Origin of the sequence: cf. Phormidesmis sp. LEGE 11477 (genome assembly GCF_015207105.1) — a bacterium.
GTDB lineage: Bacteria > Cyanobacteriota > Cyanobacteriia > Phormidesmidales > Phormidesmidaceae > Phormidesmis.
On record NZ_JADEXO010000066.1, the window covers coordinates 1 to 14,891 of the forward strand.

The following is a 14,891-nucleotide window of genomic DNA, read 5'->3' on the forward strand; positions in this document are numbered from 1 at the left end:
CTCATGTTCGCATCCTCGGATCGATTAGGTCTCTAAGGCCGTCACCTAACAGATTGAAACAGAAAACAGCGAGCATAAGAACCACGCCAGGAAAGATAGCTAGCCACCATTCGCCAGAGATGATGTACGTAGCCCCTTCCGCGACCATAATGCCCCACTCAGGTGTAGGCGGACGGACACCCAGCCCAATAAAAGAGAGACCAGCCGCGTTCAGAATAGCCCAGCCCATATTCAAAGAGATATGCACCATCATCACGGGCAAAACATTTGGAAACAGATGATGAGTCATGATTTGCAAGTGATTGTTGCCCGCTAAGCGAGCCGCTTCTACATAGCCCGCCTCACGCCGGATCAAAACTTCGGAGCGGACAACGCGAGTGTAAAGAGGAATGTTGATAATTGCGGTAGCATAAATAATATTTTCGACTGTGTTACCAAGCGCGGCGACCAGGCCCATCGCCAGCACAAACAAAGGAAAGGCCATAATCGTATCCACCAGGCGGCTGATGATCCGATCTGCCACGCCGCCAAAGTAGCCAGCACAGGTACCCAGAACGCTGCCGAGGAAAAAGGAGAGCGCCACGGCAACCACAGCGATGCCCAGATCCAACCGGGTAGCCACGATCACGCGGCTAAGAATGTCACGACCAAGATCGTCGGTGCCAAACCAGTGGGAGGCTGTTGGGGGTGAGAGGGCAACGGCAGCATTGCTAGCGAGGGGACTGTAAGGCGCGATCGCACCACCAAACAGCGCAAACAGCACCAGCACAAAGAACAATAGAAACGCGCAAAAGGTAACGACATTCTCACTGACAATGTAGCGAGCCTGCGCTACGAAAGAGCGATCCGAAGAGGACTTTGATAGACTCATGACTCTACCCCCGCTCTAGGATCGATCACAACATACAACAGATCGATCAACAGATTTAGCACGACATACAGCAAAGCCATTGTCAGCACAAATCCTTGCACCGCAGCATAGTCTGAAGCAACCAAAGCCGACACCGCGTACGAACCAATTCCTGGCCAGGAGAACACTTTTTCTACTAGCACGTTTGCCCCTAGCAAAAAAGAGAAAACCACACCCAAAGTGGTGACAATGGGCAACAGGGCATTGCGAAAAGCGTAGCCAAATAGCACCGTTGTTGCAGACAGACCGCTCGCCCTAGCGGTGCGAATAAAATCGCTAGAAAGCACGGCTAGCATCGCCGCCCTAGTGACCCTAGCCAGCGGCGCAAGAGCAAACAGACCGAGAGTAACAGCCGGTAAAAATAGCTGTGAAAGCGCTGCCCAAAAGATTTCTAGATTACCTGCCAAAAGGCTGTCTATCAGATACAGACCCGTTACCGAGCGAGGAGGAGAATAGAGAATATCCAACCTTCCTAGCGGCGCTGGCGCGATACCAAACAGAAAGTAAAAGACATAGATCAGCAAAAGACCCGTAAAAAAAGTAGGCAGAGAAACGCCCGCTGTCGCCAAGACCCGAACGCCATGGTCTATCCAAGAACCGGGACGAGTGGCGGCGAGAATACCTAAAGGAATCGCTAGCGTCAGCGAAAAGAACAGACCCGCCAGCGTTAGCTCCAAAGAAGCTGGCAGCCGAGTGAGCAGATCAGACAAGACCGTTTGGCCCGTAGTCAGTGAACTACCAAGATCGCCTCGCGCCAGTTCTCCAAGATAGATGACAAACTGCTCTGGTAGGCTGCGGTTGAGACCTAGGGTTTCTCGAATTTGCGCGATCGCTTCTTGGCTCGCCGCAGGCCCGGCAAAGTATGCCGCTGGATCACCTGGCAACGCGCGGGTAAGGATAAAGGTGAGAACGATCACGCCAAACACACTTGGAATCGCCGCAAAAGTACGGCGAGTGACTAAGGTGATAGTAGAAGAGCGAGCCATCCTATACCTTCTCCAGCGGACGATAGTCTAGCTGACGATGAAACCAGTACTGATAGCCTTCCACGTTGGTTTGCATCGCCACAGACAGGTAAGGCTGCGCGATCGGAATGCGCGGCATCTCTTCAAAAGCAATCTTTAAGAATCCCTTGACGTTTTCCTCATACTCAGGCGTGTCTGCCTCTTGTCTAAGCGCCGCATCTACAAACTTATCCAGCTCAGGATTTTGATAGGAACTGCCGTTGAAGGTAGCATTTTGACCGTGATAAGAATAGAAGAAGAAATAGTCAGGGTAGTTGAGCCAGCCACCAAATCCATTGACAATCATAGGTCGGCTTTTTTCCACCAGCACGCCTCTGAAGTTGGCGCTAGGCACTTTCTCTAAAGTTACATTGATGCCAATCGGTGCTAGCGCTTCTTGAATGAGTACGCACATCGGTTCGGCCCAGGCTTGGGTGCCCAGATCAAAAGCAAGCGTAGTGTCAAAACCGTCTGGATAGCCAGATTCGGCCATCAGCGCTTGGGCTCTAGCTGGGTCTGTGTCATAGGGATAAGGCTGGGGCCATTCAATCGTGCTAGGCTCCATGCTCTGCGCCCCATACATAGGGACGCACTGGCCGTAGAGCGCGGTTTCGACAATGGCATCGTAGGGCATGGCGTAGGCGATCGCCTGACGAACTTTGACATCGCTGAAAGGGTTAGCGGCTCCAGAAAGTTCCGCCTGGGTATTGAGATCGACAGCGTACAGACAGTTTTCTATAGGCGTAGAGACCACAGTAAATCTATCGGTCGCGCTCAGCTCACTGATATCTTTTTCAGAGACGTTATAGAACATATCGATATCCCCTCTTTCTAACAAAGCGCGGCGGTTTCCCGCTTCAGGAACGTTGAGTTCAATAATTCTTTCAATAGCGGGGAGTGGCCCAGATTTCCAATCCTCGTTTCGCACCAGCACCACGCGCTCTTCGGGCTGAAAAGTTTCTAGCTTGTAGGCACCGCCGCCAGCGGGATTAGCATTTGCCCATTCCAGGCCCCAAGGGTCATCTTCGGTGACGTGAGGCTCTATCAGCGCCGAGTTCATAATGGCCGGAATCGGCACCGCCATATCCATCAGCGTCAGCTTGTCCTGGCGGATGAAATCAACTCTAAAGGTGTGATCGTCAACAATCACGAACTGATCAGGGCTTTCGAGGGCCCCGGCTTTCATCTGAAAAGTAGGGAATCCACCTACAGAGACCGCCCGGTCATAAGACCATTTCACATCTTTGGCGGTGATGGGCGTGCCGTCATGAAAGGTAGCGTCTTGGCGGAGGTTGAAGGTAGCAGAAAGGCCGTCTTCGGCGACTTCCCAAGATTCGGCGAGTTCGGGTTGAATATCGGTGTAGTCATAAGAAAGTGACTCATCTTCAAGCGTTTTGGTGCCGAAGGTGACAAGGCGATCGTAGATTGCCCAAGAGGTGCCGTAGGCAGGGCGATTAGTACCGACTTGGTGAAGGTCTAGGCCGTTGGGGAAGCCGCCGCCTTGAACGATGGTAAGCACACTGCCTTCAGAACTACCTTCACTGCTACCTTCGGTTGAACTGCTACTAGGATCAGAGGTGTTGCCACAGGCATTGATTAAAGCTGTTAGCGAAACACCAGCGGTAAAGGCCGTTCCTCGTTTTAACAAGTCTCGTCGCCGCATTGAATCTAGTCCTCTTTCTCGACGTTAGCGTTAAGCTAGGCGAGCTAAGTGGAGGTTTTCAGAAAAAGTTCGAGAAGAAATCGGGAAGTTGTTGAGATTGGGGCATTCAGAACTGTGGCAAATTAAATCGTTTCATCGAATCACTTCTAAGAGGCTTCAAACAGCTCACGGGGTAATCCTGACTGCCTAATAATCGATTGCAATGAATATTTCGCTATGCAGCCGAGCTGTGACCTCAGAAGGAGCAGCCGTTTCAAAGAAGAGTTCTAAGGCTTCAGTAAGGTTGGCTCTAGCTTGTTCTACTGTATCTCCTTGGCTAGCAATGTCTAGCTCTGGGCACAGAGAGACATATCCGTCATCTTCACGCTCAATGATGGCTGTAAACTGTCTAAACTGCTTCATCTATAGCGTTTCTCACTTTGCTGAAGTACATAATCATAGGTTAGAAGCCTTGCAGCACAATAGGGAAAGTGACTCGCATGGATCTAATATATTAGGTACACGCTACACTTCGCCGAGGCCAGAACTCCAACTTTGTCAGATAAACATAGTTAAGGCATCTGTAAATACCATACGTCTTTTCTCTTTAGATAGCGATAAAGTGATTTTGAAATCACTGCTCAGACCTAGTAATCTATTTTCTCGTGCGTATTCACCGCTCTACTCTACCGATCGCACTCACGTTTGGGTTGGGAATTAGCCTTTCAGTGCTAGCTGCGATCGCGATCGCCCGCCAAGAACGCACCAACCAGCGCCTCCAATTCCAGCGGCAAACCGATAGCCTGACCACCTCACTTCAGCGCAGCGTCAACCGCTATACCGACATTTTGCTATCTCTAGGCGATTTCTACACGGTATCAGAACAAACGGTTCCTCGCGCTGAGTTCGACCGCTTTGTAAAAAGGGCCCTAGCGACCTATCCCGGCATTCAAGCGCTAGAGTGGGCACCTGTTGTATTAACCGACAGTACGGCTGATGGAGCTGCCGGAATTGAGCCGAAAACTGTTGGTTTACCGACGCGGACAGATTTTGAAGCAACAGTCAGAGCAGAAGGCTATCGCACTTTTCAAATTACGGAGCAAAATAGCCAAGGCGAGTTAGTACGAGCAGGCGATCGCACCCACTATGTCCCAGTTACCTACGTGCAACCCTACACAGGCAACGAACCTGCACTCGGCTATGATTTGTCATCCGATAGCATTCGCCGAACTGCGCTAGAAGCCGCTCGCGATACGGGTAGTGTGGCAGCGTCTGGTCGCATTCGACTAGTGCAAGAAAATAACAATCAGTTTGGTTTTCTAGTTTTCTTACCGCTATATTCATCTCGCAGTTCATCACGCGATATGCCAGAGTCTGTTCTAGATCGTCAGGCACAGCTACAGGGCTACCTGCTGGGTGTCTTTCGAGTGGCAGAGGTGGTAGAAGAATCTCTCGAAACCCTCAGCTACGATATTGACTTTGTTCTTAGCGATCGCACAGCCCCTGAAAATGAGTTTTTAGGGCTTTATCAGGCCAGCAGTCGGACGGTGACAACAGAAGTTCAAGCAATCGGCAACCGCGCCGAACGCAAGCAAAAGGCCCTATGCCCCACTGCTGAAACCTGTACGCATCAGCTAAGAGTAGGGGGGCGGCTGTGGGCGATCGCATTTACCCCCGCTGCCAACTATCCAGCTACGACCCTATGGCGAGCCCTATCTACTTTTATCACTGGCCTGCTATTGACGTTGATGGTAGCGCGCTACTTTGCCCAGGCACAGAGCGCGTTGATCAAAACCCAGGAGCTAAGCGCTCTTAAGATTCGCCTTTTTTCTATGGCTTCTCACGAATTACGAACGCCTTTGGCTAGCATATTGCTCTCGGCTCAGGTCTTAGAAGCAGGCTTGAGTAGAACAGATCGCCCCCGAGTCTATAGCCGGATTCGAGCAGCGGCCAAGCGCATGAACCAGCTTTTAGGAGACTTATTGACGCTGGCAAGAGCAGAATCTGGCAAACTCGAATTCTCTCCAGAAACGCTCAATCTCCCCTCTTTTTGCCAGCAGATCATCGAAGAAGTTCAGTTCAGTTTTGAAGCGGTACCTGCCATTGACTTTGTTGTTTCGCCCAGCGTGCCAACAGCCGCCTATCTCGATCCTCAGTTGCTGCGAGCCGTGCTCACCAATCTGCTTTCTAATGCGGTGAAATATTCTAACGAGCCACCGCAGGTATCTATGAGCGTCGCCTGTCAGTCGCATCATCTGGTCTTTCGGGTGAGCGATCGCGGCATTGGCATTCCCTCAGCGGATCAGGCCAGGCTCAACGACGCTTTCTATCGTGGCCAGAATGTAGGCCATATTCCAGGCACAGGACTAGGGCTTTCTGTTGTTTCTGCCTGTTTGCAATTGCACCGAGGCAGTCTAGTCTGCGAGAGTACGCTGGGCGAAGGCACCACGTTTACCGTAACGCTGCCGCGAATAGAGTAAGCGATTTCTATTGATAGCTGCCGCTGATAGCGATGAAAATAAACTTATCTATATACCGCGACCTACTGCGAAATAAATGAAAAGATATGCAGTAAAATGAGGTAGTATGCAAGCGCTAAATCACTGAATATATCAAGGCAGGGCGGTGCTTTATAGCGTCTGTGCGTAGATTCATTGAGTAGATTTACTGGTTTTCGGTGTTGCTATAAGCCCTTATTAAAGTCACTATGCCTGAAGCAAAGCGGCCTGATGAGACCCTCCAAGAAGCCGCTTTTCCAGTCGTAGGCATTGGTGCATCTGCTGGCGGAATTGAAGCTTGCTCAGCGCTTTTGCGGGCAGTGCCCGTAGAGACAGGTGCTGCCTTTGTAATCATCCAGCACCTATCACCCGACACGCCTAGTATGCTCGCTCAGGTATTGGCACGGGAGACAGAGTTACCTGTGGTCGAGGCGCAAGATCAGCAGACGGTGCAGCCTAATTGCATCTATGTCATTCCGCCTAATGTCGTCATGACGATAGCCGATGGACAGCTTCATCTAGCAGCTAGGCCCACCACCCCACCCTTATTTCTTCCCATTGATGCCTTCTTTGAATCGCTGGCAGCAGACTGCACTAACCAGGCAGTAGGTGTGGTTCTCTCTGGGCTAGATGGCGATGGTGCAGAAGGACTGAGGCTGATCAAGCGGGCGGGCGGTATCACGTTTGCCCAGACAGAAAGCACGGCGCAGTTTAGCGATATGCCGAATACGGCAGTTGAAACCGGCGAAGTAGATTTTATTTTGCCACCAGATGCGATCGCTCAAAAGCTAGCAGAAATTGCTCAGCATCCTTACTTACTTAACCTTGAAAGTGCTTCCACCGCGCCGAGCAGCGAGCCCACCGCTCCCGCTGCAGATGGCTCCAGTAATCAGCCCAGCAACCAGGCCAGCGACCGGGCCAGCGACGAATCCAATGACGGCTCTAGTAACGAGTCTAGCGACGAAGATCATCTTCTGGCCATTTACAAACTGCTAAAGGCGGCAACCGGCGTCGACTTTAACCAATACAAACGGGCCACCTTTGAGCGGCGGCTGAGGCGAAGAATGGCGCTCTATCGACTAGATACTCTCTTAGAGTACGTCGATTATCTGCAAAAAACGCCTGATGAAATCGGTGCGCTTGGTCGCGATGTTCTGATTACGGTCACGAGCTTTTTTCGCGATGCCGAAGCCTTTACTTACCTAAAAGAATCAATCTTCCCTTCTCTGATAGAACAAAAAGGGCTAGATGCTTCTATTCGCGTGTGGGTGGCGGGCTGCGCCACTGGCGAAGAATGCTACTCTCTGGCTATTGGCCTGCTGGAGTTTTTGTCTGAGCAAAATATCAATCCCTCTATCCAGTTTTTTGGCACTGATGTCAGCGAAGAGGCGATTGATGTCGCCCGTCAGGGCATTTATACAGAGAATCGCCTGGTGGGGGTTTCGGCTGAGCGGCGGCGGCGATTTTTTACCCGCAGCGAAGGGCGCTATCAAATCAGCAAAGCGGTGCGTGAGCTCTGCGTTTTTGCTCGGCAAAATTTAGGCAGCGATCCGCCTTTTTCCAACATCGATCTAATTAGCTGCCGCAACGTTTTGATTTATTTTGCGCCTGTCTTGCAAAAGCGGGTGCGGGCTATTTTTCACTATAGTCTCAATCCCAATGGCTTTTTGTGGCTAGGCAGTTCTGAAAGTATTGGCGAAACCTCTGAGCTGTTTGAAATAACTGACAATAAGCACAAAGTTTACAATCGCAAAACTGTAGCCAACCAAATGAATTTTGACTTTGTCAGCGTTGGACAAGCTGGGCTGACGCTTCAGCGACCTGAAGACAGCCCGCAAAGAGACAATCCCAACTATTCAAACGTACAGCGACAGGCCGATCAAATTGTGCTCAACCGCTATGCTCCGGTGGGCGTTGTGATCAACGAGCAGTTCGATATCTTGCACTTTCGGGGCAATACTAGCCCCTACTTGCGGCCTGCCCCTGGTGAACCCAGTTTTAATTTGTTCAAAATGGTGCAGCCCAGCCTACTAATAGAACTTCGAGGCGCGCTAGAACAGGCTAGGAGGCAAGATACGACGGTTCGCAAAGAGGGGCTACAGATAGAGGGTAGCCCAAACTACATTCAAGCGGAGATAACTCCGATTAAAAATCCTCTCTCTAGAGCGCGAAATTATTTGGTGCTTTTTGAAGAAGGCCCTCTTATTGCTGCTCAGCGAGATGACAGCCAACTAGAAACTTCAGAAGACGAGCCCGATAAGGACCCTGATGGGTCTACCCCGTCTGCTGATCCCCAACTGAGTCTCCTTCAGCAAGAGCTAGCTGCCACTAAGCAAGAACTGCTGGACACCCAGGCTTATTTGCAGGCCACTATCGAGGAGCACGAATCGACCCATCAACGCCTTACAACTGCGAATGAAGAGATTCTCTCTAGCAATGAAGAGCTACAGAGCACCAATGAAGAGCTACAAACTGCAAAAGAAGAAATTCAGGCAGCTAACGAAGAGCTCAAAACCACTAATGAAGAGCTGCAAAGCAGAAATGCCGATGCTAGATCAACCAATGACGACTTGTTGAACCTGCTCAACAATGTCAAAGTGCCGGTAGTCATGCTCTCGAATGAGCTACGCATTCGCCGATTCACCCCTAGCGCTCAGGTGCTGTTTAACCTGATTCCGGCGGATGTTGGCAGGCCGATTAGCAATATCCGTATAGATGTCGATCTGCCCGATTTTGAGACGTTGATTCTAGAAGTGATCAGAACCCTAGATGCCCAAGAAAGAGAAGTTCAGGACGGGGCGGGGCGCTGGTATCAGCTGCGTATTCGCCCTTATCGCACGGCTGAGAATGTGATTGATGGCGCGGTGGTTACACTGATTGATATTAATGATATTAAGCAGACCCTAGAGCAGCTTGAAGCTGCCCGGCGATATGCGGAGCGGATTGTAGAAACGGTGCGTGAACCTCTAGTGGTCTTGAGCCAAACCCTGCAAGTAATCACAGCCAATCAAGCTTTTTATGAGACTTTTCAGCTAACGGTAGAGGAGACGGAAGGGCGATCGCTTTTTGAGCTCAGTAACCGTCAGTGGAATATTCCTGAGCTGCAAACGGCGCTCACCTCAATTTTGTCCCCTTCGATTTCGGTCAATAGCGTGCAGATTCAAGATCTTGAGATTGAGCGTGATTTTGAGCAGCTTGGGCACAAAACTCTACTGCTAAATGCCCGCGAAATAGAACAAAGTATCAATGGCCCGATGATTTTGCTAGCGATTGAAGATATCACAGAGCGCAGGCAGGCCGAGACCGAACGCATTCAGCTAGCCCAGGCCCAGGCCGCCCGCCAAGAGGCTGAAGCCGCCAATATTAGCAAAGACGAATTTCTCTCTGTGCTCTCTCACGAATTGCGAACGCCGCTCAGTGTAATCTCGGGCTGGACCAACATTCTAATGCAGTCTCCTGCGCTAAACCCAACCCTGCTCAACCGGGCGATCGCCAGCATTGATCGCAGCACCCAAACCCAAACGAGAATCATCGAAGACTTACTAGAAGTCTCTCGGATCATTCAAGGCCAGCTAGAACTACGGCAAGTATCGGTAAACCTAACAGAGCTGGTCAGCAATGTAATAGAAGGACTGCTGCCAACAGCGGAACAGGTAGATATCCAGCTTGCCGCCAACCTAGATGATGCCCCCGGCCATTTTTACTTTGATCCCGATCGCCTCCAGCAGGTCGTAAGCAATGCGCTCTCTAATGCCATCAAGTTTACGCCCGCTGGTGGACTGATCAACACTCAGCTTACCTACAGCCAGAGCCAGGCGACTATCAAGATTGTTGATACTGGTCAGGGAATTGATCCTGACTTTTTGCCCCGCGTCTTTGACCGATTCAGACAGGCAACTAGTGCCAACACCCGACAATACGGCGGATTGGGACTAGGGCTTGCCATCGTTAAAACCTTTGTCGAAGCGCACGACGGTACAGTTGCCATCAGTAGCCCCGGACTAGGGCAAGGCACAACCCTCACCATAACGCTGCCTTTGGTACCTGCTGTTGCCCCGCTAACACTGCCCTCCCCCTTGCCCACTGGGGAGAATCTGCTGATGAGCTTGCGTCTGCTGGTTGTAGAAGATAACCTTGACAATCTTGAAATTTTGAAGATGATGCTAGAAGGGCAGGGTGCTACTGTGATTACCGCAACCTCTGTCGCAGCAGCAATGGAGCAGCTCGTAGCCGAGGACATTATTGACCTCTTAATTAGCGATATTAGTATGCCGGGTGAAGATGGATTTGACCTAATTCGGAAAATCCGAACTTCTGGCAACTATGATCAGCTACCGGCGATCGCCGTAACGGGCTACGCTGCTGTCAGCGACTCTAACGACATCTTTCGAGCAGGGTACCGACGTCATCTCTCTAAACCGATTGATATCGACACGTTAGTTGCCGCTATTGTAGATTTGGTCGCTTAAACGTAATTCATCAGACTCGCTGAAGTCGATAGCCAACGCCATGAACTGTTTCAATAAAAGATTTTGGCGCACCGGCAGCTTTTAGCTTGTGCCGCAGGCTTTTGATATGCGCTTTGACCGTCTCTTCATCGGGCGGACTTTGCATAGACCAAAGCGATTCTAGAATGAAGCTACGACTTAGCACCCGGCGACCGTTTCGCATCAGCAGTTCAAGAATAGAAAATTCTTTAGGCGTCAGTCGCAAGGCTTGCTGAGCGTAGCTCGCTTCATAAGTTTCAAGGCTGAGCTGAAGCTGTTCGTAGGCCAGGGCGATCGCAGTCGGTACATTCCCTCGGCGCAACAGAGCCCTGATCTGCGCCAACAGCTCCGCTAGATCAAAAGGCTTCACCATATAGGCATCTGCTCCCGCATCCAATCCACGTACCTTGTCTTGACTGGTATCACGTGCTGTCAACATTAGTACTGGTAGCTGATGGCCCCGACTGCGTAGCCGCTGGCACAGGCGAATGCCATCTAGATAGGGCAAGGTCACATCCATCAGCGTCAGGTCGTAGTCCAAAGCCTGCATTTGGCTCCAGCCCGCCTCGCCATCTTTGACCACATCGACAACATACCGCTCAGCCGTCAAAGCCTCTGAAAGCGATTCTGCTAGCTGGATATCATCTTCAACTAATAGAAGGCGCATAGCTGTCTCTAACTCTGGCGCGACTTCTCTAGCATGATGGATTTACGGCGCTTCGTTGTGTACTAGAGCACATTCCTCGCAGCGGCCTAAGTAGCGGCATAGATAGTGGCAGTAGTACAGTCTATAACTCAAGCTATACCGCTTGTAGTGTTTGCCACTTTGCTCTACGCGCGCTCTAACGGTAAAACCCTTGTCATCGAAGAGAAAAGTGGTCAGCTAGCGTGCGAATGCATCCGACGCTAGCTATAATAGGCGGTTGATTAGACAATCCTCCTTACCTGGTAGAGGCCGCTATGGGTTCTGTCGATCTCGCTATTCAAGAGCAGATGTTTGGGTCTGTGGTTACCGATCAAGATTTTTATCCAGAGCTAGATGAGTTTTTAGACATTCTCAAGTTTTTGATTAGAGAACCTTCTGTTGTTGGCAATGAAGACTCATTTTTTAGATTGCTCCGCCGGGAGTTAGAAGAAATTGGCTTACAGGTGCAGCAGTATCACGGGGTGCTGGTTGCTCAAGGCACAAAGCCGCACGATCTGTTTCTATCCGCGCATATCGATCGCCATGGGCTGCTGTGTACTGGGCCAAATGAGTTTCAGTACGCCGCCTTTATTGCTGGCAACCGAGGCGAAGAAATGGGAGATTCGGCCTCGGACTATATGCTCAACAAGATTGAAGATCGCTTTGCCGGGCAGCGGGTACAGGCGCATTTTCCCTACACAGGTACATACTTGGGGCAAGGCGAAATTACCCGTTCCTATATCTGCCCAGAACGTGGCAACCTAATTTTTGAAGTAGACGGATTGGAATTTCTGCAGCCGGGTATTCCGGTGTCGTTTCTCGATCGCTTGCAGATTTGCGAGGGTTTAATTTCCGCGCAGCTAGATAATGTGGTCAGTGCGGCTATGATTATCTATCTCTTTCGGCGAGGCTTTCAAGGAACGGGGCTATTCACCGCGCAGGAAGAATCTGGTAGAAGCTGGCGCTATACGCTCTCGTGGTTTCAAAGAGAAAGACTGACCACGCAGCGGCTAGTCGTGTTAGACACTAGCCCCTACGCCACTCGCGCAGAAGCTGATATGCAGCAGATTACGCTGCGTCACCGAGATGCCAGCGGCCCTTTTTCTGAGGCGATGACTCAAGAGCTGGTCAGCCGCTGCGAATCGTTAGGGCTAAGCTACGGCTTTAAAGATGAATACATCATGGCGAAGAACAAAGATCGCGATCGCCCTTTTCCTTTAGGACGCACCGAGCTAGGGCGCGTGGTCGCGGCTACAGAAGGCGCGATCAGCGGCACGACTTTGCAGATTCCAACCACGGAGTATCATACGTCTTCAGAAACGGCGGCTTTGTCTGCGATCGCAGCTATGCTCCAGCTACTGATGAGCTATCTATAGACACTAGATAATTAGACTCTATATTAGGTGAAAACTCAGCCAGTCCGCCATCTCAATAGCTAGCGTCGGCTACATCCGTACGCTAGCTGACCAATATTTTCCTGACATAAACCCAAGCTAACAATGCCTTTCGCAGCCACAATCGGACTGATAGCTGTTGTCATGCTTAGCTTGGGTCTACGATTCTGGCATTTAGGCCAGTTCAATGACTTAGTTTTTGATGAAGTTTATTACGTCAAGTTTGCTCAGGCGTACCTGTCACAGACAGCGATTTTCGACGCTCATCCTCCGTTAGGAAAATATCTAATCGCAGTCGGCATTTGGCTAGGAGAGCATGGTTTAGGAGAATATATCCCTTTCAACTTTTCTGCTGTAAAAACAGCAGACGTTGGCCTCTCCTCGTTTAGCTATCGATGGATGAACGCGCTAGTCGGCTCACTGATACCAATAGTGGTGATCGGCGTCAGCCAAAGCCTAGACAGCCGCAGGTTACTTCTTAAAAAGTGGATTTTTAGTTTGCTAGCTGGATTATTTGTTGCAATTGATGGATTGTTTATTACTGAATCTCGCTATGCGCTTATCAACATTTATATGGTGTTTTTTGGTCTGCTTAGCCATTATTTGTGGCTACAGTCAGCCCATGTAAAAGGTCAGAGCAAAGCGCTCTTTCGGCTCTCGTCAGGTCTTGCATTAGGGGCATCGGTGGCGGTGAAATGGAATGGGCTAGGATACTTTTTGAGTCTTTTAGTCTGGGAAGTTTGGAGAGAGAGAGTTGATCGAAGAAAACAGTTCGCCGTTCTGTTGACTAGGTTTGCTGGCCTTGGACTGATGGCGCTGTTGACATACGGCCTCATCTGGTGGCCTCATTTGCATCTAGCTCAGGACTCTCTAGTCACTGTTCACCAGAAGTTATTGACATTTCATGGTGAACTAGACGCAACGCATCCGGCTTGCGCCAAGTGGTATACGTGGCCGCTGTTGATCAAGCCGATTTCGTACTGGTATGTGGAGAACAAATCGGCGCAGCCAGGGACGCTTGTTCAAGCGGTTAACAATCTAGGAAATCCGGCGCTGTGGGGTCTATCCGCAGCAACAGTGTTGGTTTTATTAGTAGAGTGGCGTAGGATTCTGCGGCCTGATAGTGATGCGATCGCCCCTCTAAAATCCTATCTGCTCATTGGGTACCTGACTAACTGGCTACCTTGGATACTAGTAGAGCGATGCACCTATAACTATCTCTTTATGCCAGCAGCGGTGTTTGGATTTATGGCACTAGCGCTAGCAATGAGCGAATGGCTGTGCGGGCAAAGCTCACTTTATCGGGTGGCGGCTGGAATTATGCTGATAGGAATCGCGATCGCATTTCTTTACTGGCTACCGCTTAGCCTCGGTTTACCCCTCACACCGCAAGCACTTCAGAATCGCTGGTGGCTCCGTTCATGGATATAAGCAAGTCGGTCAGATAGCATAGATTGCTTCTAATAGGTTCAGATGAACTATAGTTAATATGTACTACTAAAATAGTACCGTTAATAGCTGTTCATAAAATCTAAGGCATCCCTCATGACTATTGAATTCATTGACCATGCTTTAAATGTTGTTCTCACTGGTCTACTCTACGGCTCTGAAGCCTGGGTTATCGGTGCCTTTGGGCTCTATGTAGCTACGCATGAACGCCCTACCACTTCGTCAGCCACTATAACGGCTGATGCCAAGAACACTTTAGTTGAAGAGAATACTGAAAATACCGTTGCTGAGTCTGCGATCGCTAAACATACCGTTACAGCCGATTTAGAAGTTGCGGTAAAAGGCACCACGGCTGAAGCAGACAAAGATGTGAAAGCAAATGCCGAAAAAGTTGCTATCCAAAAAGTTATCACTCAGAAAGCTGTCGCCCAGAAAGCGGCCACCAAGAGAGATGCCAGAGCAAAGGCAAGTCTTGAGCAATCGACGCCCCTATTGACCTATCCAACAGAGTCCATTCCAACAGAGTTCGCACCAATCGTTTGCGAACCGGTTGACTGGAAAAAGTGGAAAGTCAGCGAGCTGCGTAAGGCCAGTATTGCCAAAACCTGCGGCGTTCGTACCCGTCCTATCGGCTCTCGTCGCAATTTACTAAAGGCCGATCTAATCGCTCAGTACAAGCAGCAGCTAAAGCGCTTCACCAAAATTCCAACAACCACAGTTTCAACAACCGCCCCGGTCAAGCAAAAGGCCAAGCAAAAGACCGCGAAAAGAGAAAGAATCATGGCCTAGCGCACTGGCTTAATACACTGGCCTAATATACTG

The 14,891-nt window shown here is 50.2% G+C and carries 10 protein-coding genes; 5 read left to right on the forward strand and 5 right to left on the reverse strand.

The window, feature by feature from the left end; genetic code table 11:
- Nucleotide 1 precedes the first annotated feature (1 nt).
- The 4 genes from IQ256_RS17665 to IQ256_RS17680 all read right to left on the reverse strand — a co-directional run bounded on the left by IQ256_RS17665 (nt 2) and on the right by IQ256_RS17680 (nt 3,979).
- Complete coding sequence (locus IQ256_RS17665; RefSeq protein WP_193856875.1) at nt 2–871, reverse strand: ABC transporter permease; 870 nt, start codon at nt 869–871, stop codon at nt 2–4.
- Nucleotides 868–1,896 carry an ABC transporter permease gene (locus tag IQ256_RS17670; protein ID WP_193856876.1) on the reverse strand — a complete coding sequence of 343 codons (1,029 nt, stop codon included), beginning with the start codon at nt 1,894–1,896 and terminating at the stop codon, nt 868–870. Before IQ256_RS17670 ends, IQ256_RS17665 begins: the two co-directional genes overlap by 4 nt.
- Nucleotide 1,897: 1 nt before the next feature.
- Nucleotides 1,898–3,577, reverse strand: a complete 1,680-nt coding sequence (locus tag IQ256_RS17675) for an ABC transporter substrate-binding protein (protein WP_193856877.1) — start codon at nt 3,575–3,577, stop codon at nt 1,898–1,900.
- Between the two features lie 186 nt (nt 3,578–3,763).
- Nucleotides 3,764–3,979, reverse strand: coding sequence for a type II toxin-antitoxin system HicB family antitoxin (locus IQ256_RS17680; RefSeq protein ID WP_193856878.1), 216 nt, complete (start codon nt 3,977–3,979; stop codon nt 3,764–3,766).
- A 242-nt stretch (nt 3,980–4,221) separates the two neighbouring features.
- Between IQ256_RS17680 and IQ256_RS17685 the strand changes: the two genes are divergently transcribed.
- Nucleotides 4,222–6,036, forward strand: coding sequence for a CHASE domain-containing protein (locus tag IQ256_RS17685; protein WP_193856879.1), 1,815 nt, complete (start codon nt 4,222–4,224; stop codon nt 6,034–6,036).
- Between the two features lie 227 nt (nt 6,037–6,263).
- Nucleotides 6,264–10,523 (forward strand): chemotaxis protein CheB, encoded by a 4,260-nt coding sequence (locus IQ256_RS17690; RefSeq protein ID WP_193856880.1) that lies wholly within the window; start codon nt 6,264–6,266, stop codon nt 10,521–10,523.
- Nucleotides 10,524–10,533: 10 nt separating this feature from the next.
- Here the strand turns inward: IQ256_RS17690 and IQ256_RS17695 are convergent, their stop codons facing one another.
- On the reverse strand, nt 10,534–11,208 hold the full coding sequence (locus IQ256_RS17695) for a response regulator transcription factor (protein ID WP_193856881.1): 675 nt from the start codon (nt 11,206–11,208) through the stop codon (nt 10,534–10,536).
- Nucleotides 11,209–11,501: 293 nt separating this feature from the next.
- Here IQ256_RS17695 and IQ256_RS17700 point away from each other — a divergent pair, with 293 nt between their 5' ends.
- The 3 genes from IQ256_RS17700 (at nt 11,502) to IQ256_RS17710 (ending at nt 14,858) form a co-directional block, all read left to right on the forward strand.
- The gene (locus tag IQ256_RS17700) at nt 11,502–12,602 is read left to right on the forward strand and encodes a peptidase M42 (protein WP_193856882.1); all 1,101 of its coding nucleotides are present in this window, start codon (nt 11,502–11,504) and stop codon (nt 12,600–12,602) included.
- A gap of 123 nt (nt 12,603–12,725) precedes the next feature.
- A complete protein-coding gene (locus tag IQ256_RS17705; RefSeq protein WP_193856883.1) occupies nt 12,726–14,051 on the forward strand; it encodes a phospholipid carrier-dependent glycosyltransferase in 1,326 nt (441 codons plus the stop codon).
- 114 nt (nt 14,052–14,165) lie between these two features.
- The gene (locus tag IQ256_RS17710) at nt 14,166–14,858 is read left to right on the forward strand and encodes a hypothetical protein (RefSeq protein WP_193856884.1); all 693 of its coding nucleotides are present in this window, start codon (nt 14,166–14,168) and stop codon (nt 14,856–14,858) included.
- The last annotated feature ends 33 nt before the right edge of the window (nt 14,859–14,891 follow it).

Bases quoted from the DNA above. Each gene is read 5' to 3' on its own strand.
- IQ256_RS17695 (WP_193856881.1), bottom strand. From the start codon at position 11,208: ATGCGCCTTCTATTAGTTGAAGATGATATCCAGCTAGCAGAATCGCTT.
- IQ256_RS17710 (WP_193856884.1), top strand. From the start codon at position 14,166: ATGACTATTGAATTCATTGACCATGCTTTAAATGTTGTTCTCACTGGT.
- IQ256_RS17690 (WP_193856880.1), top strand. From the start codon at position 6,264: ATGCCTGAAGCAAAGCGGCCTGATGAGACCCTCCAAGAAGCCGCTTTT.
- IQ256_RS17680 (WP_193856878.1), bottom strand. From the start codon at position 3,979: ATGAAGCAGTTTAGACAGTTTACAGCCATCATTGAGCGTGAAGATGAC.
- IQ256_RS17675 (WP_193856877.1), bottom strand. From the start codon at position 3,577: ATGCGGCGACGAGACTTGTTAAAACGAGGAACGGCCTTTACCGCTGGT.
- IQ256_RS17665 (WP_193856875.1), bottom strand. From the start codon at position 871: ATGAGTCTATCAAAGTCCTCTTCGGATCGCTCTTTCGTAGCGCAGGCT.
- IQ256_RS17700 (WP_193856882.1), top strand. From the start codon at position 11,502: ATGGGTTCTGTCGATCTCGCTATTCAAGAGCAGATGTTTGGGTCTGTG.
- IQ256_RS17705 (WP_193856883.1), top strand. From the start codon at position 12,726: ATGCCTTTCGCAGCCACAATCGGACTGATAGCTGTTGTCATGCTTAGC.
- IQ256_RS17670 (WP_193856876.1), bottom strand. From the start codon at position 1,896: ATGGCTCGCTCTTCTACTATCACCTTAGTCACTCGCCGTACTTTTGCG.